Source organism: Sphingobacterium sp. HMA12 (assembly GCF_002933815.1).
Classification (GTDB): Bacteria; Bacteroidota; Bacteroidia; order Sphingobacteriales; family Sphingobacteriaceae; genus Sphingobacterium.
Map to the genome: position 1 here is coordinate 2,766,355 of NZ_BEYR01000001.1, position 22,252 is coordinate 2,788,606.

At 41.2% G+C, this 22,252-nt stretch carries 18 protein-coding genes; 6 read left to right on the forward strand and 12 right to left on the reverse strand.

Annotated elements, in window-relative coordinates:
* Window positions 1–2 precede the first annotated feature (2 nt).
* From HMAT_RS11880 to HMAT_RS11890, 3 genes are all read right to left on the reverse strand, one after another.
* A complete protein-coding gene (locus HMAT_RS11880; RefSeq protein ID WP_233789206.1) occupies window positions 3–3,365 on the reverse strand; it encodes a TonB-dependent receptor in 3,363 nt (1,120 codons plus the stop codon).
* 253 nt (window positions 3,366–3,618) lie between these two features.
* Window positions 3,619–4,719 (reverse strand): FecR family protein, encoded by a 1,101-nt coding sequence (locus HMAT_RS11885; RefSeq protein ID WP_104382900.1) that lies wholly within the window; start codon window positions 4,717–4,719, stop codon window positions 3,619–3,621.
* 51 nt (window positions 4,720–4,770) lie between these two features.
* Complete coding sequence (locus tag HMAT_RS11890; protein WP_104382901.1) at window positions 4,771–5,316, reverse strand: RNA polymerase sigma factor; 546 nt, start codon at window positions 5,314–5,316, stop codon at window positions 4,771–4,773.
* 439 nt (window positions 5,317–5,755) lie between these two features.
* Here HMAT_RS11890 and HMAT_RS27585 point away from each other — a divergent pair, with 439 nt between their 5' ends.
* A complete protein-coding gene (locus tag HMAT_RS27585) occupies window positions 5,756–5,878 on the forward strand; it encodes a hypothetical protein (RefSeq protein WP_262508754.1) in 123 nt (40 codons plus the stop codon).
* 275 nt (window positions 5,879–6,153) lie between these two features.
* Here the strand turns inward: HMAT_RS27585 and HMAT_RS11895 are convergent, their stop codons facing one another.
* Together HMAT_RS11895 and HMAT_RS11900 are read right to left on the reverse strand one after the other, a co-directional pair.
* Window positions 6,154–6,972, reverse strand: coding sequence for a hypothetical protein (locus HMAT_RS11895; protein WP_104382902.1), 819 nt, complete (start codon window positions 6,970–6,972; stop codon window positions 6,154–6,156).
* 51 nt (window positions 6,973–7,023) lie between these two features.
* Entirely contained in the window at window positions 7,024–9,435 is a 2,412-nt protein-coding gene (locus HMAT_RS11900) for a mechanosensitive ion channel domain-containing protein (protein WP_158655792.1), read from the reverse strand.
* 627 nt (window positions 9,436–10,062) lie between these two features.
* Here HMAT_RS11900 and HMAT_RS11905 point away from each other — a divergent pair.
* From HMAT_RS11905 to HMAT_RS11925, 5 genes are all read left to right on the forward strand, one after another.
* Entirely contained in the window at window positions 10,063–11,532 is a 1,470-nt protein-coding gene (locus HMAT_RS11905; RefSeq protein ID WP_104382904.1) for an ATP-binding protein, read from the forward strand.
* Window positions 11,533–11,540: 8 nt separating this feature from the next.
* The gene (locus HMAT_RS11910; RefSeq protein ID WP_104382905.1) at window positions 11,541–15,125 is read left to right on the forward strand and encodes a response regulator; all 3,585 of its coding nucleotides are present in this window, start codon (window positions 11,541–11,543) and stop codon (window positions 15,123–15,125) included.
* A gap of 7 nt (window positions 15,126–15,132) precedes the next feature.
* Window positions 15,133–15,504: a response regulator gene (locus HMAT_RS11915; protein ID WP_104382906.1), complete on the forward strand. Its 372-nt coding sequence runs from the start codon at window positions 15,133–15,135 to the stop codon at window positions 15,502–15,504.
* 2 nt (window positions 15,505–15,506) lie between these two features.
* Window positions 15,507–15,869 carry a PleD family two-component system response regulator gene (locus tag HMAT_RS11920; RefSeq protein ID WP_104382907.1) on the forward strand — a complete coding sequence of 121 codons (363 nt, stop codon included), beginning with the start codon at window positions 15,507–15,509 and terminating at the stop codon, window positions 15,867–15,869.
* Between the two features lie 274 nt (window positions 15,870–16,143).
* On the forward strand, window positions 16,144–17,175 hold the full coding sequence (locus HMAT_RS11925; protein WP_104382908.1) for a fatty acid desaturase: 1,032 nt from the start codon (window positions 16,144–16,146) through the stop codon (window positions 17,173–17,175).
* A gap of 337 nt (window positions 17,176–17,512) precedes the next feature.
* Here HMAT_RS11925 and HMAT_RS11930 read toward each other — a convergent pair whose 3' ends face one another.
* The 7 genes from HMAT_RS11930 to HMAT_RS11960 form a co-directional block, all read right to left on the reverse strand.
* A complete protein-coding gene (locus tag HMAT_RS11930; protein WP_233789207.1) occupies window positions 17,513–17,935 on the reverse strand; it encodes a hypothetical protein in 423 nt (140 codons plus the stop codon).
* Window positions 17,936–17,972: 37 nt separating this feature from the next.
* Window positions 17,973–18,563 (reverse strand): CHAP domain-containing protein, encoded by a 591-nt coding sequence (locus tag HMAT_RS11935; RefSeq protein WP_104382910.1) that lies wholly within the window; start codon window positions 18,561–18,563, stop codon window positions 17,973–17,975.
* Window positions 18,482–18,868, reverse strand: a complete 387-nt coding sequence (locus HMAT_RS11940; protein WP_158655796.1) for a hypothetical protein — start codon at window positions 18,866–18,868, stop codon at window positions 18,482–18,484. Before HMAT_RS11940 ends, HMAT_RS11935 begins: the two co-directional genes overlap by 82 nt.
* 61 nt (window positions 18,869–18,929) lie before the next feature.
* Complete coding sequence (locus HMAT_RS11945) at window positions 18,930–19,571, reverse strand: DUF6266 family protein (RefSeq protein WP_104382912.1); 642 nt, start codon at window positions 19,569–19,571, stop codon at window positions 18,930–18,932.
* Between the two features lie 443 nt (window positions 19,572–20,014).
* Entirely contained in the window at window positions 20,015–20,308 is a 294-nt protein-coding gene (locus HMAT_RS11950; protein WP_158655797.1) for a helix-turn-helix domain-containing protein, read from the reverse strand.
* Window positions 20,309–20,372: 64 nt separating this feature from the next.
* Window positions 20,373–21,137, reverse strand: a complete 765-nt coding sequence (locus HMAT_RS11955; protein WP_158655798.1) for a LytTR family DNA-binding domain-containing protein — start codon at window positions 21,135–21,137, stop codon at window positions 20,373–20,375.
* A complete protein-coding gene (locus HMAT_RS11960) occupies window positions 21,127–22,188 on the reverse strand; it encodes a histidine kinase (RefSeq protein ID WP_104382915.1) in 1,062 nt (353 codons plus the stop codon). The genes HMAT_RS11955 and HMAT_RS11960 overlap by 11 nt, the downstream gene beginning before the upstream one ends.
* Window positions 22,189–22,252: the final 64 nt, after the last annotated feature.

Below are 22,252 nucleotides of genomic sequence, written 5' to 3' on the forward strand. Positions count from 1 at the left end.
TTTTAGAAATTAAAGTTTAAGCCAAACGAGTATGTCCGCTGAAAAGGATATGCCGTCCGGTCGCCAACAATTTCTGGATCCAGGTAATCCATTAGTTTGGTAAACTCAAAGAGGTTTTCACCGCTGACGAACAGGCGCAATCGGTCTATCCCCCATCTATCGGTGATGAGCTTTGGAAGGGTGTAGCCCAAGGTCACATTTTTAACCCTCAAATAACCTGCATTCTGCAAATATTTGGTCTGTGTGGCAGCCAGTTCGATACCACTCTGCTCGGCTACATAAGATTTGGGTCTCGGTAAATACGCATTTGGATTCTCAGGTGTCCAATGGTTCAGATTAAACTTGGTCAGACTCGCCCAGGGCTGCGCATAAATACCCCAAAAATAATGGTCACCACCCGGAGGGTAATAATTCCGTTTTCCAACCCCCTGTAAGAAGACACGCAGATCAATACCGTTCCAGCTTGAATTCAGATCTATACCATAACTGTAACGCTGTCTGGAGTTACCGATAATCGTGTAATCGCCATGATTATCCAAGGTCCAGTCGCCCCGGTTTATTTTGCCGTCACCATTGATATCGGCAAACTTGAGGTCGCCCGGTTCCAATCCCCTTGTGCCGGGATAAGAAGTGACATCATTTTGATTGGCATGTGCCTTGATCTCTTCTTGCGACTGGAAGAATCCCAAGGTCGTCAGTCCCCACATCTCACCCAATTCCTGACCGACGTAATAATCGTTTAAGTTATTTTTCGGATTACTGTATTTTGTAATATAAGCCCTGCTATCGGCCAGATTGACCCTTGCCGAGACCGAAAACGGTTTGCTGGCCACCATAAACTCTTTGTTGTATCCCACGGTCAATTCCCAGCCATTGGTTTTCAGGTTAGCCGCATTTTCTAGCGGTACACCAGTACCGAGCACGATCGGCAATGTCCGACCTGCTGTCAACATATCTTTTGTATCACGGCGATAGATATCAAATGAACCAAAAAGCTGATTGTTAAACAAGCCGATATCTACCCCAAAATTGGACTGCGTAATGGTTTCCCAGGTCAGTGTCGATGACACTAAGCCCGGACTACCTACAATTGGTACAATCTTGCCGTCCAAAATAGCACCACTCCCCTTGGACATATTGGCAATGTAAGGGTAATAGTTGTCCCTTAAATCCTGGTTTGCCAATGACCCGTACGATCCCCGCAGTTTAAAATTAGACAGGGTCTCCTTAATCGGCTGAAAGAAGTTTTCCTGCGAAACGACCCAGGCTGCTGACACCGAAGGATTGAAGGCGAATCTATCTTTTTTAGGGAATCTTGAAGAACCATCATAACGAAGGTTAGACTCCAGGATATACCTATCTTTATAGGAGTAGTTCAATCTGGCAAAAGCTCCCCTTACCGACCAGGCATAATCAGATGCCCCTACTGACGGAGTTTGACCAGTAGCGAGTCCTATTGTCGGCAGCGAATTGGAAATCAACTGATCCCGGGATGCAGAGAAAGACTCATAGATCCGTTCTTCCTGATTGAAACCCAGCATCACCGAAAAATAGTGATCCTTGAGTGTCCGTTGGTACTGCGAGTAGATGTTATACACATTATAACGCGTTTCGGCACTTCCATTAGAGGCATAACTGTTAAAGTTTTGCTTGTTCATCACATTGGGTCCTGTACTGTAGGCAAGCGGTACCTGAAAGAAATGTGATTTACCAGAAATCCTTCTAAAGGTAGCGTCCCCATTTAAGGTCCACACATTTTTGATGAAGTCAATTTTTGCACCAAAGCTGGTCTGAAAATCATTATTTCGACTAACGCTACGCCCCCCTTCAGCTACCGCACCGATCATGTTTACTCCGGCTTCGGTATAAGTACCATCCGGATTGTACACGGTATTTAGTGAAGGCTGCCGGTTGACATTATGCCAATAGAGATAGCCCTGATCAATTGCCGAAGGCTGATCATATTTGTCACTTGTAAAGGTGGTGTTATTGGATAAGGTAAACCAATTCGTAATTTTATAATCGCCTTTCACCCTGAAATTATAGCGATCATAGGTATCTGGGCTAATCCGCAGCATACCATTTTGTCTATAATATTCGCCTGAGAGATAGAACGAAGAACGCTCATTCTTTTGTCCAATGCTGATATTATTGGTATACGAGGGCTGTATATCTTTGTACACTTCCTTAAACCAATCGGTAGACCCCAGGTAGATATAAGCATTTGGATTTTGGGGATCGACGATCACACGAGGCAACGACGGATTTTCACTCAGTTGTTTACCATATTCGAGCATTTTCTCGTCGTACAGATTGTACCAGGGAGCAGACATAATGTTTCTGTATTTCATCACCTGATAAGGATCATCCTCGACCTCTACTGTCCGTGTAATCGCCTTTGCGCCAAAAATCGAGTTGGCAGTCACTTTGATATCCTTTGTTGTTCCCGATTTGGTCGTCACCAATACAACCCCAAAAGCAGCGCGGCTACCATAGATCGCTGCCGATGCGGCATCTTTTAATACTGTCACGCTGGCGATATCCATGGGATTCATCCGGTTGAGTTCTTCGTTGGTTGCTGGCACCCCATCGATTACGATCAGCGGCCCGCCCCCAGATAAGGAAGTATATCCCCGTACATTGATCCCGGGCGAGCTGTTTGCTCTTCCTGAAGTCGGTGTAATGTTCAGATTGGCCATAGCGCCTTGCAAGGCCGTTCCGACGTTGGTAATGGGTCTGCTATCCAGAAACTTTTCGCCGATCTGATCGACCGCTCCCGAGAGGTTGATCTTTTTCTGCGTACCGTAGCCCACCACGATGACCTCATCCAGGTGCGACTCAGACGTTTCCATCAGTACATCGGCTTTGTTCTTGTCAGAGATATTTATTTCGGCATCCTTATAGCCCATAAAACGAAATAAAAGGATTGCCTTCTCCGGGACGCGTATGCTATACCGGCCGTCCTTATCCGTCTTTGTTGATATTCCCGTCACTCCCAATACCGTCACGGTCACTCCAGGCATTGGTCCGGAGGCATCCCTTACGACACCCGAGACTTCACGGTCTGTCTGCTTTTTCTCTTTAATGACAATGGTACTTCCCATGATATCAAAGATCAGATTGTGTCCGCGTAATGTCTTTGCCAGTGCAGCCCTTACATCGGATCCACTTACGTTAATATCTAATCGCGAGGTGTTTTCAAATAGCCTTTCGTCGTAAAAAAGGCGGAGCTTGGTCTGGTTGGAAATCTCTTTAAGCACAGTTTCAATCTTGGCATTTTTCAAGGATAGATTTACTTGTTGCGCATATCCCGATGCTCTAGCACCAATCGTAAATGCTAGCAGCAGCACACAAATCAACTTCATAGTCACTATGACTTTAATGCTTAGGGTATAAGAATGACTTCTCCGGTCCCCCCATGCTATTAATGGAGAAAAAAATTTCATAACTTTGAATTGTTAATGGTTTAATAATCTATAGAATTCGCACTTCAATAAATTTGGCCTTTGACAACAGGGGATGCGTCAACATCCCCTTTTCTATTGTATTGGACCTTTTGATTAATTCGTCTGGTTATATCATATTTTATAAATTTTAATTGGTAAAAACTTAATTGTATTAACGGATGATGATACGTCGTCCATCGATCTCAAACTTTCGGTTTGTTGTGTACGACAGAATTTTCAATACCTCAGAGAGCCTGACCTCCCTACTGAGTGTCCCGTCAAATCTACTGTTAGGAGATATATCCTCGGCATTGACAAAATCCACATTATACCATCGCGCGATTTGGTCGATAATCTCGGCAAAGCTACTGCCTTCAAGTACAAATTCCCCGCGTTGCCAAGCCGTATTCTTTTGTATGTCTGCTGGCTGAACACGTATTTTATCCACACTGATGATCGCTTCATTTCCGGGAGAGAGGTAGGCTTCATGCCCCTGGCTCATAATTTTCACCTTACCTTCTACCAATGAGGTGTTGATTTCCTTGTGGTAGGCATTTACATTAAAGCTCGTACCGAGTACTTCGATAACGGAGTTTTCGACTTCAATCCGAAAAGGTTTGCTGGCATCTTTGGCCACCTGAAAAAAGGCCTCGCCGACCAATTTCACCCTGCGCTCATCGTCAGCAAATTGATCCGGGTATTGTAATGTAGAGGCCGCATTTAACCAGACCGTGGTTCCATCGCTCAGCACGACGCTATAGGTCCCCGCGGCAGGCACTTCTAATTTGAGATTTCCCTTAAATGCTGTGGGCTGTATGTCTTCGGCCTGATTTTCTTTTCCCAATAACTGCGTTTCTCCACGTTCATTGGAAAGTTTAGCAAAGCGTTCACCCGGAAGAATATCATTTTTAAACACGCCAGAGGTATCGGGTGTGATTGCAGCGAGCTGCGGCACAGCAACTGTCTGTTTTTTTTGTAGAAGTACAACCGTTGTCGTTAATGCAAGGAGAATTGAGGCTGCGATAGCAATCCGTTTCCAAACGAACACCTTCTTGTTGGGTTTTGCAACATCCATCTCCCCTTCGAATCGGCGCAACAGCACATTCTTGGATCGCCCCAATATCGCCTCACTTTCCGCCATGGGCAGAGAGGGCTCGTCATCAAATGAAAAGAACCATTTGTTCACGATTCGTTCTTCATCTGGAGTGCACTCTCCCCTTAAATATTTTTTGAGTAACTTTTGAGCCAGCTCTCTTTGATTATCTTCTGTCATATATTAATATAACCTGAGATAGTCTGAAGAGGTACCGAAGAAAATTGAGTTTTATTTCACCTTAAGCTTTAATCGACTCAAAGCCAGCGATATATTATTCTTTACAGTCTGTTCGGATATTGATAATCGAAATGCAATTTCTTTAATGCTTAAGCCTTCCACACGACTTAGATTGAATGCAGACTGCATGGTCAAGGGCATCTTGGCGATTTCATTGTCAAGGAAAAAGGATAGTTCTTTAGCCATCAATTGCTCATCACTGTCATTGGGGGCAGCAGGCTCATTTTTAAGAGGAAGGACTAGCTGTTCGAAATGTGAGATCCGCTTTTGGTCGCGAACCATCCAGTCGATGACTTCATACTTGGCCGCCTTGAAGAGATAAGGGTAGATCGAATCCTGAATTTCGATCTTATGTCGTCTGTTCCACAACGAGGCGAAAACATCCTGAAGGATATCTTCTGCATCCGTAATCGAACCGATACGTTTTAAAATAAAGCTCAATAAAGTCTCGCCATAGCGATCAAACAGGACAGAAAATGCCTGTGTATCGCCTTCTCTCACCACATCAAACAGTTCTTTATCAGACAGCTCTTTCATGACGCATTAAACTATATTTACGCTATATCAGATTTCCAAAGGATTTATACAAAGGTATAATTGTGATGTTAATATAACATTAAATTGTACATCTTGCAAGATCAATAAAAAAATATGCATGCTAAAATAAGCCAAAAGGTAATATTTTAATTTCCGATCATATTGGCAAAATGATCAATTTGATATGCGTAAGCAAAAATATTCACTGCATTTTTGTCATGCTGCATAATTTGGCACAGAAAGTGTATTCCTTTATACTCATAATTTAGGTTTATAATTGGTTAGTTTAAAACGCTCGCATCTCCCCGATCAAGCGTTTTTTTATGGCCCCAATTTCTGACCTATCTAAAATAATCGATATTAAATTTTACAGGGTTTGCTCCGTCTCTCCTTGCCACCTATACAACAAACGAGCGATCTGAAAAAAATCGTCACATTTATGTTAGATCAGAAATCGTCCTCTAAAATTAAAGCGATGAAAACAGTCGACGAAATATACCAATCCATTGCTGATAATATTAAATCTGTCATTGGCAAAGTCGATCGTCTATCCAAAAAATAGTATAGGCTAGGGAATCAACACCTAGCCTATAAAAAATACAATAATCTAACAATTTAAGGTACTGGAAAAACCATTGTCAATACTATAAGGTTTTAAAATTCTTCTTTTTTTTTATTATTAACGTTCTTTTGCTCCATTTTGCACACTCCATGGGATTCGACCCCGTATATCATATGCTTATGTCAGACTGAACCAAAATTTAACTATTGCCTCTGCCTATCTGTTCCTAAAAATTAATCCTCAACATATCATTGCCTGACCCCAAATCGCTTTATTTATTTTAACGGCATTCGTTTCGCCAAGGTTTTTAATGCCCCTTTGTAAGAGTCTAGATTTCCAAAAAACGGGGATCGCGAATCCGAAAACAATTGACGGCCTGTATTATCATAGATCGTCACATGTACCTTTGTATCATAATTTACGACAGTATACGAATTATTTGAAGTCACCGCTGTACCTTTTTCTTTATCGCCTTTTTGCTTTGCATCATATGTTGACACCGAGGATCCATAGGTGGAGGCACCTTTATTCTCGATGTCGTAAACGCCCATAACAACGTAATCAACATTTAAAATCTTGGCTAAATCGTCTGGCGTGTGGTGTTCAATATCTGCAAAGTTTATCCCATTCTTGGCTAAAATGGCGTTAGTCGTGCGCGGATCCTGTAATTGTACTGCCAATTTTTGTCCCTGAATTGCCTCCGCACAGGACTCCTGTATTTTTTTTCGCATCACATCGGTCATAATGCTCTGGTCATTACTCGCAATTTCAAATGGAATGACTGCCAACAAATTACCACTGGGACCCAACGATTTAGTTGCATTTGTAGTTTCTGTGGTGGCTGTCTGTTCAAATACCTCCTCGCGGCCGTTTGCAAATACAATTTTGTTAATTTTATCTTTCTTTAATTCGTACAAGACGCTTTCACCCGGATAGGAAAACTTGATTAGATCATCAGCAATCGTTACGATTTTTCCTTTTTTTTGTTGCCCGTCCATCAGGTAAATCACATCATCTTTTTGCTGCGCCAATAGCATATTCTTCCCACCCAATAGAAAGAGCTGCACAAGTAGTAAAAATTTGATTAAATTCATTGGTATTTTATTTAAGTTTAACATTATGTATTTAATGAATGATCTTATTCCCTATTCTCCCGCATTGTCGAGCTTAATTTCCTGAATAGGTAAGGCGAATTCAATCTTTTCATTTCGAAAGACCTCGTGTATGCTGGTAAAAAGGTCGCTCTTTACTTGCGCACCATCTATTCCTGATCTAAGCCAAAAATAAATGTCTACCACGACAGCTTGCGAGCTCACCGACGCATACTGTATCGCGACACTGGGCGAATGTAGTATGTTGTTATTTTGCTCAAATATCTCCTTTACCAATCTGGACATGCTGTCCAAATCAGTACCATACCTTACCTCAAGTCTCAGACTGAATCGCTTCCTGGAGGCACCCGAACTCCAATTCATGACATGCGCATTGAGAAGATCGCCGTTGGGCATAATCAGATCAGCACCCTCTGCCGTACCGATGACGCTGCTACGGAACCCTATGGATTTAACTTTCCCGGTTTTACCCCCTATTTCGATCAGATCATCCACGTTAACGGGTTTTTCAAATGCGAGAATCAGGCCACTGACCAAGTTATTGACCAAGGTCTGTAGACCAAATCCAATACCAACACCTAAGGCCCCTATCACCAAACCGATTTGCTCAACGGGGATCCCAAGTGCTGAAAAAGCCAAAAAGAATCCAATAACAACAATTGCAATCCGGATCAAAAGAATCCAGCTTCCCAACCGAAACTGCTTTTCCTGTGAATTATCTCTTTTCACCCACTGCGAATCCGCAGCAAAAAAAGAAACGATTTTAGACAGTATAGTTGCACAGCTAATGATGAAGAAAAAAAGAATCAGATTAAAAACAGAAAATTGATAAGTCCCAAGACGATAGTTGCTATTCAGCAAGTCATTCAGTGGATCCGATAAAAATCGGAATTCATAGAAGTTTCGACCAAATAACACAAACCATCCCAGCACCAACAAAGCATAAAAAAATAATGGAGCGCGTTGTCCGACCCGATTGTAATTTAAGTAAAAAAGCCTCCGCTCTTTATTCTTATAATAGGTCGAAGCACATTGTAAACCTTCGTTGACCAATCGTACCACCCATAAAAACAATATACAAACAACCACATTACTCAGACCGGCAATCATAAAGACCTTACTAAAGTTAAAACGGCCAAAGGAATTGAGTGCAATGGACAATATTTCGAGCATCACCATAAATCCGATGGGATATAAAATCCATTTTTCTTTTAGATCTGATTTCGGTTTTTTATAGATCAAAGCTGCCAAACCCACTATTGCAGCTAGACATGCGATGACAATCATTATCCAACGTTCTATCCGTGAAGGCTGTAGAATAAGATTGTCCAAACCGGCAAATACAAAAAGGATGAAAAACGTCAGCCAAATACCCATCCAATAAGCTGTAATATATCCACGCATCACAAATGAGAGAAATAAACCACTACTTATCAAAAATAGATACGTCAGAATGAATGGCGGTGCAGGAAACAGGAATTGCGCGATACATAACGCGATCAAAAGTCCACTAAAAAAGGGACGTTTTAATAATAAAAAAGAGGAAGCTATGGTTTTGTTATCGATACCCTTTGTAAGCGAATTAATGTAAGTTAAAATAACTGTGGTCAGCATTAAAAATAGCAATATGGCTACCCAGTGCCCTTTCAAATAATAAGATAAAAGAAGTTTGGCCTTAACAGCCGAAAAATATAGAATAGTCTGTACTGGTCTGTCGAACTTCCTTGGTTCCCATATATTGACAAAATTACGCTGGCTGGACTGAATAGACAGTTGCTTTTGATAAAACTCAATCTCAGCTTTATCGGCACCTATCTTCAGTATTTCCATATTGATGTTATTTTGTATTTCCTGAATGTAATTGATCGTTTCTTCTAATTGCAACGTTAAAGGAGAGATCTCAACGGCCACGACCCGAAGCCTTTTCATATAACGCGCAACTTCAGCAGAATCATGTGAGAAAACAAAAAGCGAGGGATCATTGCTCAATGAATCCAGTTCAAGCCTATATCTTCTCAACCTGTCCTGATAATTGTCGATACTCTTTTTATTCGCCTGCAATTCGGCAGCTAATGCATTTAAAATATTGTAAGTAACGGTAAGGTTTCGGGAAGACTGGGCAGATCCTGTGTGACTGAAAACGCCATCTTTTGCCATTTGGTGCAAAGCGATCAACTTATTCAATTCTTTATTAGCGTGCAAGGAATCGTATCCCTTTTTCAAAAAAGTATGCGACTGGCTCGCCAACAGCTTAATTTCTTCCAAAACTTTGTTCTGTCTGATCGCAGCCCTGTCTACTTCCAGATCCTGCATACTCCGCTTTGCGGATTCCTTAAAAAAACGTTCCATTTTTGCTACATAGCCATTTTGGACTGAATCTGCACGCTGGGCAAATAATATCTCGGAAGATAACAGCAAAAAAAATAGCAGGAGGCTTCGGATCATAGATTTAGAATATATCATATGGCTAACAATATTGATTGAAAACAGTTTACTAAAATTGAAAATAGTTTACTAAAAATACATATAAATTCAGCCCGCCAGACTAGATCTTTAAAAATTGACAGCTTATCTGCTAATGATTCGTTTCAAACCAGTACCCATGCGAGCAATTGCATGGGTACTGTCAAATAGACCCTTCGGTGAAACTTCGTAAATCGAGCGATCTTTTTTCCCTATAAACGAGGTCTAGTCTATCTACATTTTTACACAACTATTTTGCCTCCAAAGATGTTTTAGAATCGAGTAGAATATATAATCAAAATATTAACTAATGAGGAAATAATGGTAAACGCAAACATCATAAGCGTCACAGTGGCATTACATACGCGTCTAATATTGATCTCGGGACTTTGCCTATAGATCCGGGATGTAGTAGTAAAAACTGAATTGCTTATTATATTGTCCAATGCCTTTGCTGTAATTGTTAAATTTATATTTGCTTGCGGTTTTTATAATTTATCGAAAATTTTCCATTTGAGTCAGAGGAGTGCGCATTGCTACAAATAATCTGTGTATATTTAACATTTACTTATAGAATCTAAACTACCGTCAAACATAAATGCAGAAACCATGATTTTAATTGTAGATGATCAAGAAGAAAATATATTTTCATTAAAGAAGCTCTTAGAATCAAAAAACTTTTTAGTGGACACGGCCCTCTCTGGCGAGGAAGCACTAAAAAAATCCCTGAAAACCGAGTACGTACTCATAATTCTAGATGTGCAGATGCCCGATATGGACGGCTTTGAAGTTGCAGCCACCTTGCGGGGTCTCAATAAAACAAAAAATATCCCGATTATATTCCTATCGGCAGTCAACAAGGACAAAAAATTCATCACGCAAGGATATGCCTCCGGTGGCCATGATTATGTCACTAAACCTGTAGATCCGGATATCCTCATTCTGAAAGTCAAAACTTTCTATGATCTCCATGAGAAGACAGTCGCGCTAAACAAAATACAAGAACAACTCCTATCTGAAATCGACGAGCGCAAAAAAGCTCAGCGTGCCCTTGAAAAACAGGTTGACCAACTCCACCAGACACTCGAATCCTTACCGCAACTGGCTTTCACTGCAAACTTCGACGGGCACATAAAATTTGTCAATTCCCAATGGTATCAGTTTGTTCAGTCTGCTGATTCTTTTCCTCCGACACATCCAGAGGAAGCCGAGATTAAAACACTATGGAATGAAGCTGTTTCCCACAGATCTGTTTATGAAAAAGAAGTTCGGATCAAAGAACTTGGCGCAGAGAATTTCAAATATTTTCTTCTTCGCATCGCACCGATCCGTGAGCAGGAATCCGGTCCAATTTGGGTAGGAACCCTGACAGACATTGACCACAGAAAACAATTGGAAAGAAAGAAAGACGAATTCTTGAGCATTGCCAGCCATGAACTGAAGACACCTTTGACAAGTATTAAGGGTTACGTTCAGTTTATGATGCGCTTGATTAGCTTAAATGATACTGCTTCTATCGAAAAACATCTCCTTACCCTAGATGGACATGTAGATAAATTACAGGAGCTGATAAAAGACCTGCTCGATATTTCTAAAATTGACAATGGCCAACTTAATTTAAAAAAAGAAGATTTTGAAATTGAAAACCTTATTGAAGAGACTGTTGCTTCAATAAAACAGATGAACACGGATGTCGATTTTTATTTTCGTTACGCTCCCAAACTTATCAACCGCACGATAACGAGTGATAAAACACGTATTGAACAAGTCCTGGTCAACTTTCTCAGTAATGCGATAAAATACTCGGTCAATAGACCCTGTATAACAATAGACGTACAGTATGAATCTGAGTCGGTCAGCGTACTTGTCACCGATTGTGGCATTGGTATTCCGGAAAATAGACAAAAACACGTGTTTGATAAATTTTACCGTGTGGAAGAATCGTCCGTAAACTTTCAGGGGTTGGGGATAGGTCTTTATATCTGCGCTGAAATAATTAAGCAGCACAATGGAACTATCGGGGTACGGAGCGCCCCCACAGGAGGATCTACTTTTTATTTTTCTTTACCTTTAAATTGAACCAGGCAATGCCAAAACATTTTTTAAGAGATCTACAGATCGGCTTTGGATTTTCACTGGCCCTATTATTGACCAGTTCGACAGCATCATATCTCAGTATCCGAAATCAGATCCATAATAGTGAAATGGTTGATCACAGTCGACGTGTTATTGCACGATCGAACAGAATTTTGATTGACCTACAAAACGCAGAGACTGGACAGCGGGGCTTTCTGCTCACCGGAAGGGAACATTTTTTGGACCCCTATTATAGCAGCTTACACTCCCTTCCTCAGTCAATTGCCACTGCCCGTGACCTGGTATCGGACAATCCTCCACAGCAAAAAATAATAGATAGTGTCGGTCAGTTGGTCGAGTCCCGGCTCAATACAATGACCGGACTGGTCACTATAAAAAAGAGCCGGGGTACGGTCACCTTAGAGGATATGGAGGAGGGCAAGAAATATATGGACAGATGCCGTGCCCTCATTGCTAGATTTACGGACAATGAAGAGAAATTGCTCGACAGTAGATCTGGAAAGCTCAATGCTGCATCTACATTGACCTCACTTTTTGTGATCATCGCTGCGATAATTTCACTGTTCATTACCATATTTTCATATATAAGGCTAAGACGCGACCTAGCAAAACGCGTACAACTTGAACAAGACCTTAAGAAAAAAGATAGTGAGATCACCCAACGGCTCATAGCAACACAACGTATTGCAGGACAGATTGCTGCCGGCAACTATTCGGTTAAAATCAATGACCAGGAGCATGATGAACTAGGAAGTTTAGCGGGTTCACTGAATAATATGGCGGATTCGTTAAAACAATCATTCGATGACCTGAGCAACAATGAATGGCGCCAGACCGGGCTCGCCTTGCTAAACGAAGTTTTGGTCGGCAACAAAATGAAAGAAGACCTAGCCTCCGAGGCATTGCAAACATTGGTCACGTATGGTGCATGTGCAAATGGCTCCCTTTATATCCTTGAGCATTCGCAGCTCGTCCTGATAGGGGCTTATGGTCATGAAGACTCCATGCGACAGTTTATTGCGCCCGGTGAAGGTGCAGTTGGGCAGGTATTTTTGGATGGCAAAATACGGACCATAGAAAATCCAAATCCTTCGGAAAATGTGGTCAGTTTTACTGCAGGATATTTCCCCCTGCATTCGATCCTATTGCTTCCAATTTTTGATGGTCATACCTGTATAGGTGTTATCGAACTTGGTTCTTTCAGAAAATTCGAAGGGCCTCAGCTCCCTTTTTATAGAGAAGCAGGCCGCCATATTGGTGCAGCAATTGTCGCAGCCCAGGCCCGACTGAAAGTACAACATCTGCTTGAAGAAACACAATCGCAGACAGAGGAGCTCCAGGCACAGCAAGCCGAGCTGGAAAATCTCAACGCAAATCTCGAAATCCATACCCAAAAACTCCAGACGTCCGAAGAGGAACTCCGCGTACAACAGGAAGAACTGCTGCAAGCCAATAGAGAGCTGGAGCAACGCTCTGCAATGCTTGAGGAAAAAAATATGTTGATAGCAGACCGGAATCAGGAAATTCAGAAAAAAGCGGAAGAACTGGCGCGGAGTACGAAATATAAGTCAGAATTTTTGGCAAATATGTCACATGAACTGCGTACACCGCTCAACTCAATTTTACTACTCTCCCGCCTGATGTCAGATAATCCGGAAAAGAACCTGACAACCGAACAGATTGAATCTGCCGAGGTCATCCAATTATCCGGAAAAAACCTATTGACCCTTATCGACGAAATTCTCGATCTTTCAAAAATTGAGTCCGGTAAAATGGAACTCGATTATCAAGAGGTTACAATTTCGGATCTTACGAAAGACCTGGACAATCTATTTTCTCCGATTATAAGGGAAAAAGCACTCTCATTTACAATTAAATTGGCAGACAACCTGCCAAAGACAATACGAACTGACCGGCAGCGACTGGACCAGATCCTACGGAATCTATTATCGAATGCCATCAAGTTTACGAAAGAGGGACAGGTCACACTTTCCATCTTTCCAAGCGATGCACAAGATGGACAGATTGCTTTTGCCGTAACTGACACCGGCATAGGAATTGCACCGGACAAACAGGAAGTCATTTTTGAAGCTTTTCAGCAGGCTGACGGGTCCACACGCCGCAAATTTGGCGGGACCGGCCTGGGGCTTTCGATCAGCCGTGAACTCTCGCGTTTGTTGGGCGGGGAAATCCGCTTAAGTAGCCAGGAAAAAAAAGGAAGTACTTTTACCCTTGTACTTCCCCAAAATCAAGAAGAAAATACTGTTCCGACAACAGGAGAACTTATACAGTCTATTGCGGAAAACATAGAAGAAACACAGGAAATCATAATGTCCAGTAACCCACACATCGCTGACATTATCCCACCGGATGTTGATGATGACCGCAATGACATCAAAGAAGGCGATAAAGTGATATTGATCGTGGAAGATGATGTTAATTTTGCCAAAGCATTGCTTCGGTACACCCGGCAACAAAAGTATAAAGGGGTAGTTATCGTACGTGGAGACCAGGCAACCGATGCAGCGCTCATGTATAAGCCTATGGCAATTTTATTGGATATTCAATTACCTGTAAAAGATGGATGGCAGGTTATGGCAGAGATCAAAAACAATCCAATAACGCGTCCAATTCCAGTCCATATTATGTCATCTTTTGAAGTAAAACGTGAAAGTTTGCTCCAAGGGGCTATCGATTTTATTGATAAACCTATTGCGGTGGAACAAATGGCCCAGATGTTTATAAAAATTGAGGAAGCACTTGCACGGAATCCGAAAAAGGTGCTTATTGTTGAGGAAAATTCAAAACATGCGACAGCGCTTGCTAACTTTCTGGGAAGCTACGATATCACTTCTGAAATAAAGACCACTATTGCGGAAAGCGTAGAAAGCCTATGTTCCGATAAAGCAGATTGTGTTATACTGGATATGGGCGTTCCGGGCAATATGGGATATGATACATTAGACTCGATACGTCAAAAATCCGGTTTAGAAAATATACCTATCATTGTATTCACAGGGAAGAATCTTTCGAAATCCGAAGAGCTAAAATTGAAGCAATATGCTGATTCAATTGTCATCAAAACTGCCAATTCCTACCAGAGAATACTGGACGAAGTTGGACTATTTTTGCATTTAGTGGGGAATTATTCCGGTGAAGAACGGTCAAAGAGCTCGTCTTTAGGAACCATTACAGAAGTATTGAAAAATAAAAAGGTACTTATCGTCGATGACGATATACGCACCATTTATTATCTCACTCAGGCCCTTGAAAGGTATCATATTAATGTTGTTTCTGCAATGGACGGAAAGGAGGGACTAGAAAAAATTGAAGAGCACCAAGATATCTCTGTCATTCTGATGGATATGGTGATGCCGGAAATGGATGGGTATGAAACGATTAAAATGATCCGTCAAAATCCCCGTTACAGTGAAATACCGATAATCGCCATAACAGCTAAAAACATGATCGGTGATAGAGAAAGATGTATCATAGCCGGGGCATCTGATTATATTTCAAAACCGGTGGATACCGATCAATTACTTTCATTATTACGTGTCTGGTTATACAACTGATTAAAATATGGACAATAAAAAATTGATTCTGATCATAGATGATGAACCTTATAATATTTTTGCACTAAAGTTGGTTCTTAAGTCAAAAGGATATGCTGTGCTCAGCAGCTCCTCTTTTGCAGAAGGGCTTGCAATACTCCATCAGCATAAAAGTGTCAATATCGTGCTGATGGATATGATGATGCCTGAAATAGATGGATATGAAGGCATCGCTAAGATTAGGAGGTCCAGCGAAATGTTTAATGAAGTAACCATAATTGCGGTGACTGCACAGGCCATGTCCGGTGACCGGGAAAAATGCCTAAGTGCTGGCGCCGATGGTTATATTTCTAAACCTATTGATATTGATGAACTTATTCCGCTGATCGAAAAATTTTAAGAATGGAAAAGAAAAAATTATTACTGTTTGACGATGACAAACAATTGTTGGAGATGATCACCATGATATTGGAGAGCTTTGGATATTTAGTAGCTGTATCCTCTACTTCCCACGACGTAATAGAAAAGGTCAATGAGATACAACCCGACTTAATTTTAATGGATAACTGGATACCCTCCATTGGAGGAATTGAAGCGACGCAATTATTAAAAAACCATCAGGAATTCAATAGAATACCTGTAATCTATCTATCAGCGAACAAAGATATACAAAGCTTGGCTAAACAGGCTGGAGCTGATGACTATCTGGAAAAACCATTCGACATTATCGACTTAGAGAATATAATCAGCAAAAGGCTGTATTAAAATTAATAAGAACGATATTTCACATTGTCCATTAAAATTACACACGATTATCGCCTGTAATTCTTTTACCATTTAAGACCCTTGCATACGATCTTCTTGTATCTTCGATAGGGTACTGCACGTAGAGAGGGTCTTCAATATACAAAAATAAACTGAAAGAACGTAATGATAGTATATCGGAATAATAGCAAATGATATGTTAAACTTTGAATATTAACAGTTTTTATCCTTATTATATGGTAACTTAGCAAAACTTTTCATTAAATAATTATAAATGCCCTTTTTAGATCATGTCCTACAAGTTCCTACCTACGGATGGAAAGACAGCGACGGAAACCTCGTAAAACCTAGTAAAAAACAACTTCTGAATGAATTCTTCAAACGTCTGAATATCTTTAAAGACAAGCGCAATTGGTTACCATTTTTTAGTTGGCTAAAAGTAGCGTGCCTTATTCCATTTTTTGTGCTATTCTTAGTATACCATTTCAGCTGGTGGACGGTACTTGCTGCATTCATTTACAGTATGATCGTCATGGGCACCCATGGAACAATATGGCATCATCGATTTGCCACACACGGAGCATTCAAATTTCGGAATGGGTTTTGGCGTTTTTTTACGCAGAACTTAACAATCAATGTTATACCGGAAGAAATATATGTGATTTCGCACCACGTGCATCATGCAAAATCAGATCAACCCGGTGATCCTTATAATGCGCAAGCAGGGTTCTTATACTGTTTCTTAGCGGATGTAAATCATCAGCCTATTGCTAAAGACCTGACAGAAAATTCCTATAATCGAGTCAAACTCCTCATGCGCCATACAGGTGTAAAAGCCAACTGCTATGCACAATATCAAAAATGGGGCTCGTATGTAAATCCTTCACATGCGATATGGTCCTGGATATTAAATTGGGCATTCTGGTATGCAATATTTTATTTGATCGGTGGCCATGCGCTCGCCTGTACTCTTTTTGGCGCCGCTGGATTTTGGTCTGTAGGTGTACGAACATTCAACTATGAAGGTCACGCAAAAGGAGAAGACAAACAACGGGAAGGCATCGATTTTAATGAGAAAGATAAATCAATAAATCAAGTATGGCCGGGAATAGTTGCTGGAGAATGGCATAACAATCATCATCTGTATCCAAAAAGTGCTCGGAGTGGCTTTAAACCCTATCAAATTGATCTTGCTTGGTGCTATATTAAAATAATGCATAAACTTGGCGCTGTCAGGAGCTATCGAGATGACAAGAAAAGATTCAACGAACAATACCATATCCCCTATCTGAAATCAAAGGTGTAAAATACCGGAGGTTAATAACACATCTTGAACTCAAATACTCCAAGTTACAAAATAAGAAGGTAATCTTGGTGAAAAATGGGACTGTCCCACGAGGTGTGTTATTTGTTTCAATGTCCAAGTTACCCCAAAAGAAGAAATAGAAGTAGCTATTTTCGATACACAATATTGTACGGGAACAGTCATCCATGGACAATTTTCGAACAGATAGCATCTTCAAAATTAACAGGGAATTAAATCTAGAAAAAGCAGACAAAACTCGATTTTAAAGAGTTGTCTGCTAAAATGCCCAACGGCAGATTCAATTACTCAGTATCCTACACCATCTTTCCATGACCAGCTATGGGGACAGACGGGATCTAAACCATTTCCAAAGGAGAAACAAGACTAAGACAAAGCCGAAGGGCCATAGGTACTCCGCAGATAGCAGCTTTTTGCTATTCCGTTGTTGCTTACTGGCCTTTAACCTTCCCTGCTCATCTGTTTCGGACCGATCCCGCGATTGTGTGCTGATGCTTCCTTGCAGCTCTTGCCCCAGTAAACTTCCCGACTGTGCGAACAATCCACTATCCGGATGGAAGCGGAAAGCACTATCCGTCCAAAAATACCATAAGCGGGAAAGCGTATCCTTCCGGAAGGTATATTGCCGCTGACGCTGCTGGAGATGCTGCCAGTCCATTTCAAATTCTTTCCGTTTATCGCGCTGTTTATTTTCATAGATCTTACATGAAGTCAGCGTAAGCAAGCCAATGAGTATAGACAAAATACAAGTTGGTTTTATTTCCATAGCCTCTATCCTCTCAGTCTAACCAATTTGAAAATGCATAGATCGTCACGATTGGTCGTCGCTTGGACAATACCCTGTTTGCAACATTTCCCTCCACCGTCAGCAACCAGTTCCCCTCGATTTTCCGAACTATGCCCACATGGTTGATTCGTCCCTGCTGCTGGCTATAGATCGCAAAGAGATCTGCCGGCCGAATGCTATCCCGCTTTATCTGCGGTTCGGTATAACGCCGGATTAAGGGAAAGAGCGCCGGACTCCAGGCATTGCGCGGCGCAGCAAGTCCGGCCTTTCCGTAGCACCAGGACACAAACGCCGCACACCAGGCATAACCTTTGCCTAGACCTGTGTAGGCCAGGTATTCCTCCACCTTAGCGCCATCATTCTTGCCTGTTGCTTCGTGGATACCGATCTCCCCTAGGGCGATATCCACAATGCGTTCGCGAACGCGTGTTATTGATCCGTCATGCCCAGGTCTGACCCAAATAGCTATAGCCCTGGGCTGATTGCCAAAGATTCCCCGCTTTACAGCAGGATGGCCAAAATCACCAAGAAAGAGAACATTGAAAAAAAGAACACCGAAAAATAAATAATGCATTGTTGCCATGATGTCAATTGATTAAAGTGATAACTGAAATTTTCCCGAAAGAATTTAAACGGTTGCCAAAGGATCTCCTGTAGCCAATAGCAGCAGTAAATGACCAGCAATCCGGACAATATACCGAATAGCAGCACGGACAATATGCCGATATCCAATACACCAGCCGTAGGATCAATTGCCTGGAGCAATAGCCCCGCGGCAATAAAAAAGAAGCATAGACAGGCCAATATAATACCCAGTAATTGCTTGTTTGTCAAAGGCCAGTAGATATCCTCGATATCTGAGACCAGTTGTTTTTGTACTATTTTCATTTTTGATTTCTGAAATAAGCTACGGTAGTAACATTTGATATTACCGTAGCTATTCATGTTATTAACTTAATGTGAGTTCACCAATGTATTCGCTTGACGAGGTTTTCACACCATCCCGGTGTCCTGTAAATACCCATCCCACGATTGTATCTCCAGCATATATCGACGGAAAAGTCAATGTCAATGTTTCGTCATCTCGCGTTGCCGATTCCATCAAATTAAAATATTTCTTATCTTTATTATAGACCAGAAGAATCACAGAGTCATCGTTGTATCCCATGAGGTCACTTGTAGATTTCATCCACGTCAATGTGATTTCCTGGGGTGCACTTTCTGTCCATTGTGGGACAAAAAGATTTGCCAAGGCCCCTCTACTGATGCGAACCCTGCTGTAATCGATCTCAAAGTCAGGATATATCCCAGTGATCGCAAATTTGAGCACATCACGCAACGCCTGGTTGTACCCTGTCGATTTACCCTGTTGTACATCAGAGTAGCCCAGGTTCAAGAGTTCCTTTAACGGCCCTAAAAAAGCCGTCGATAATGCAAACTTCTCACGCTGTGCAAGTTGCTTTAACGAAGCTGGCTTATTGGTCGGCCTCGCCACCGACCTAACATAATCAACTGAACGCCAATTACTTCCTACGATATTACCCACTTTACCACTGTATGCGCCGTGGATACCTTTTAAAAATGTTGCCATAATTACTATTTTTTAATTTTGTTTAATACTATGTCCGCATGCAGGACTATTTTGATATATCAACAGCTAAACTAAGCGGGATCCCCGCCGATTTAAATCAATGGGATAATTCAGGATAATACGAGATAGAAAAGGATAAAAAAGGGGATAACAGGGTAATGAAATTGGGATAACAAAAGGGACAAAGTGGGACAGGATAAGAGATCCTCGGGAGCCATTCGACAAGCGTTCGGGTTTCGTTGCCGAGCTATTCGAGACTGCTTCGGGTCACATTCGACTGTTGTTCGACTGCGCTTCGACTGGGCTTCGGGAACGAGTCGAAGCACTCCCGAAGCCCAGTCGAAGAATTGCCGAAGCAGCCCCCTCTCAGTCTGGGAGCAGTCCCGAACAGCAGTCGAAACCTTTTCGAAGGGCTGTCGAAGACAGCATCAGCGCTTGACAAGCTAATTCAGGCCACCCCTTTCACGATATTTTCGCTTCACTAATAGCGATTGGATATCATCCCGACGATGATAATGCTTTCCTCCGATAATAATTGGGTCTAACCATTTTCGGTCGATCCACCGATAATAGGTACTATGAACTATTCCAAAGAGAGACTGTACTTCTTTGGATGTCAATAGGTCTTCAGCCTGGAGCTTTTCTTTTTGGGGTAAAACGCCTCCATTTAATAGCTTTTCCAACATATTTTTAATTGCTTCAATCAGGAGTAATAATCGGTCAAATCTTTTCATCATACATTCAGATTAATTACTAAAACCGTATCGATTATCGCACTGCAACTGTCCGCAGACTAATTCATTAGCATCTGTTCTTTTTACGGTATCTGCCGATGCTGTCTTTAAAGCGGTTCCGATAAGTTTTCCCGATCGGCACAAACACATCGGTACCCTTGATCACAATATGATCTATAGAATAGTGCTCTACATACGCCATATTAACCAAATAACTTCGGTGTACACGTACAAATTGTTTTTTATCCAATAGACTTTCCAATAAGTCCATTGTGATATTTCCATTTTTAGTAAAATACATCTTGTTTCCCAGCCTGTTTGTATTCTCCTTGTAAAAACACATTGTTTTATCCTCAATAACCGCTAGCATCATACGGTCGGTATTTACCTGAATGTGATAGCCAGCAGATTTTGATGTCTTTATATCTAAAACATTATCATTCAGGTCAATGAAATCTTCGGGAACATCAACGAATGCCTTAACCCTTTCTATAGTTTCATTAAAGGCCGCTCTTCCAATTGTTTTACGGATAAATGCCGATTGATAAGGCGATGTTTCATAGATATATTCAGGGTGATTGGAACAGACGATGACTTGGGGCATCACCTTTAGCGCTTCCAGGAACTGTACGCCATTCAGTGGCTGCATGTTCATATCCAATATTAGTATATCTACCTCCTGATGCTCCATCAGGCTTAATGCCTGCACCGGATCAGAAGTACAGAAAGCAATCTTTAAGCTGGGATCATCTGCTATATATCGCTGGATCAGAAGTAGTTCATCCAATTGATCATCTACTATTCCTATTCGATAAATCATACTAGTTTCCATCCGCATTAAATTTATTCTGGACAATCCGCACAATAAATTCATTGCCAGATTCTTCAATATGTAATATGCCACATTGCTCATCTTTGCACAGGCGTTGCCGCAAATTGCCAAGACCAAAATTGGAAGATTTCATCATCACGCGTTGCACAGGATCGAAAAGATTTCTACATTCAAATACAAACCCATAACGGCTCACGACCAAGCTAATAACGATCGCACCTTCAAATTGGAAAACGGCATACTTGATCGCATTTTCGAGGACCGTCACCAAAGACATCGGAATAATATGATGACGACATTTTTCCCAGTCAGCATCCACCTGCAACTCCACTGTAGCATCGCCATATTTCCATTGCAGAATATCAGTCAAGTCAATAAAATAATCCCATTCAATCTTTAATGGGACAGCTTTCATCCCGGCAATATCCTGGTCCAGCACATAGCGTAGCACCTGGTTAAATCGGATTAACATATCAGCGCTTTCCCTACCCTTTCCCATAAGCGATCTGCCGATGCCTGTAGATAAGATACTTTCAACAAAATGCGGGTTGATATCACGCAACGAAAGCTGATAACGCAAATTGTCAATTTCATGTTTTGCATTGCTATTATCAGCTTCCAATAAAGATTGTTTGAATTTACGCTTTCTAAAAAAAACATTGCCTATGGTAAACAATAGAATGGAACTAAAACTTGAGCCCACTCTTAGTTTAAACTGTACCGCATCAAACTCTGAATTTATCTTAAAAAGAAAAATGCCTACAAGGGGATAGAAATCATATATGACCCATTTCGAAAAAGGAATAAAGGTATACAAGACAAAAAGAAAAAGTAAGGTTCCGATACCACGTTTTGACCAAGATGAACTTATGACCAACCTTAGATTAAGGTCCAAAAACTTAAAATAGAGCACAAATAACAACATAATACCGATGATCTGCATGACATTTAGCAGTCGTTGATAACGTAACAGATTTCCGATGATCAAGATTAGTACAATGCTAAAAAATAATATAATTGGCGATCGATATCTCTTTAAAATCTTAATCATAATTGGTTATATGATAGGTTTACAATTATAAATTTACCATTATTTTATTTAATAAATACAATAA

Excerpts from the sequence above, each read along its gene's own strand:
- HMAT_RS11895 (WP_104382902.1), bottom strand. The coding sequence starts at position 6,972 with ATGAATTTAATCAAATTTTTACTACTTGTGCAGCTCTTTCTATTGGGT.
- HMAT_RS11925 (WP_104382908.1), top strand. The coding sequence starts at position 16,144 with ATGCCCTTTTTAGATCATGTCCTACAAGTTCCTACCTACGGATGGAAA.
- HMAT_RS11950 (WP_158655797.1), bottom strand. The coding sequence starts at position 20,308 with ATGATGAAAAGATTTGACCGATTATTACTCCTGATTGAAGCAATTAAA.
- HMAT_RS11915 (WP_104382906.1), top strand. The coding sequence starts at position 15,133 with ATGGACAATAAAAAATTGATTCTGATCATAGATGATGAACCTTATAAT.
- HMAT_RS11960 (WP_104382915.1), bottom strand. The coding sequence starts at position 22,188 with ATGATTAAGATTTTAAAGAGATATCGATCGCCAATTATATTATTTTTT.
- HMAT_RS11940 (WP_158655796.1), bottom strand. The coding sequence starts at position 18,868 with ATGAAAATAGTACAAAAACAACTGGTCTCAGATATCGAGGATATCTAC.
- HMAT_RS11955 (WP_158655798.1), bottom strand. The coding sequence starts at position 21,137 with ATGGAAACTAGTATGATTTATCGAATAGGAATAGTAGATGATCAATTG.
- HMAT_RS27585 (WP_262508754.1), top strand. The coding sequence starts at position 5,756 with ATGTTAGATCAGAAATCGTCCTCTAAAATTAAAGCGATGAAAACAGTC.
- HMAT_RS11920 (WP_104382907.1), top strand. The coding sequence starts at position 15,507 with ATGGAAAAGAAAAAATTATTACTGTTTGACGATGACAAACAATTGTTG.
- HMAT_RS11905 (WP_104382904.1), top strand. The coding sequence starts at position 10,063 with ATGATTTTAATTGTAGATGATCAAGAAGAAAATATATTTTCATTAAAG.
- HMAT_RS11880 (WP_233789206.1), bottom strand. The coding sequence starts at position 3,365 with ATGAAGTTGATTTGTGTGCTGCTGCTAGCATTTACGATTGGTGCTAGA.
- HMAT_RS11910 (WP_104382905.1), top strand. The coding sequence starts at position 11,541 with ATGCCAAAACATTTTTTAAGAGATCTACAGATCGGCTTTGGATTTTCA.
- HMAT_RS11945 (WP_104382912.1), bottom strand. The coding sequence starts at position 19,571 with ATGGCAACATTTTTAAAAGGTATCCACGGCGCATACAGTGGTAAAGTG.
- HMAT_RS11885 (WP_104382900.1), bottom strand. The coding sequence starts at position 4,719 with ATGACAGAAGATAATCAAAGAGAGCTGGCTCAAAAGTTACTCAAAAAA.
- HMAT_RS11935 (WP_104382910.1), bottom strand. The coding sequence starts at position 18,563 with ATGGCAACAATGCATTATTTATTTTTCGGTGTTCTTTTTTTCAATGTT.
- HMAT_RS11890 (WP_104382901.1), bottom strand. The coding sequence starts at position 5,316 with ATGAAAGAGCTGTCTGATAAAGAACTGTTTGATGTGGTGAGAGAAGGC.
- HMAT_RS11900 (WP_158655792.1), bottom strand. The coding sequence starts at position 9,435 with ATGATCCGAAGCCTCCTGCTATTTTTTTTGCTGTTATCTTCCGAGATA.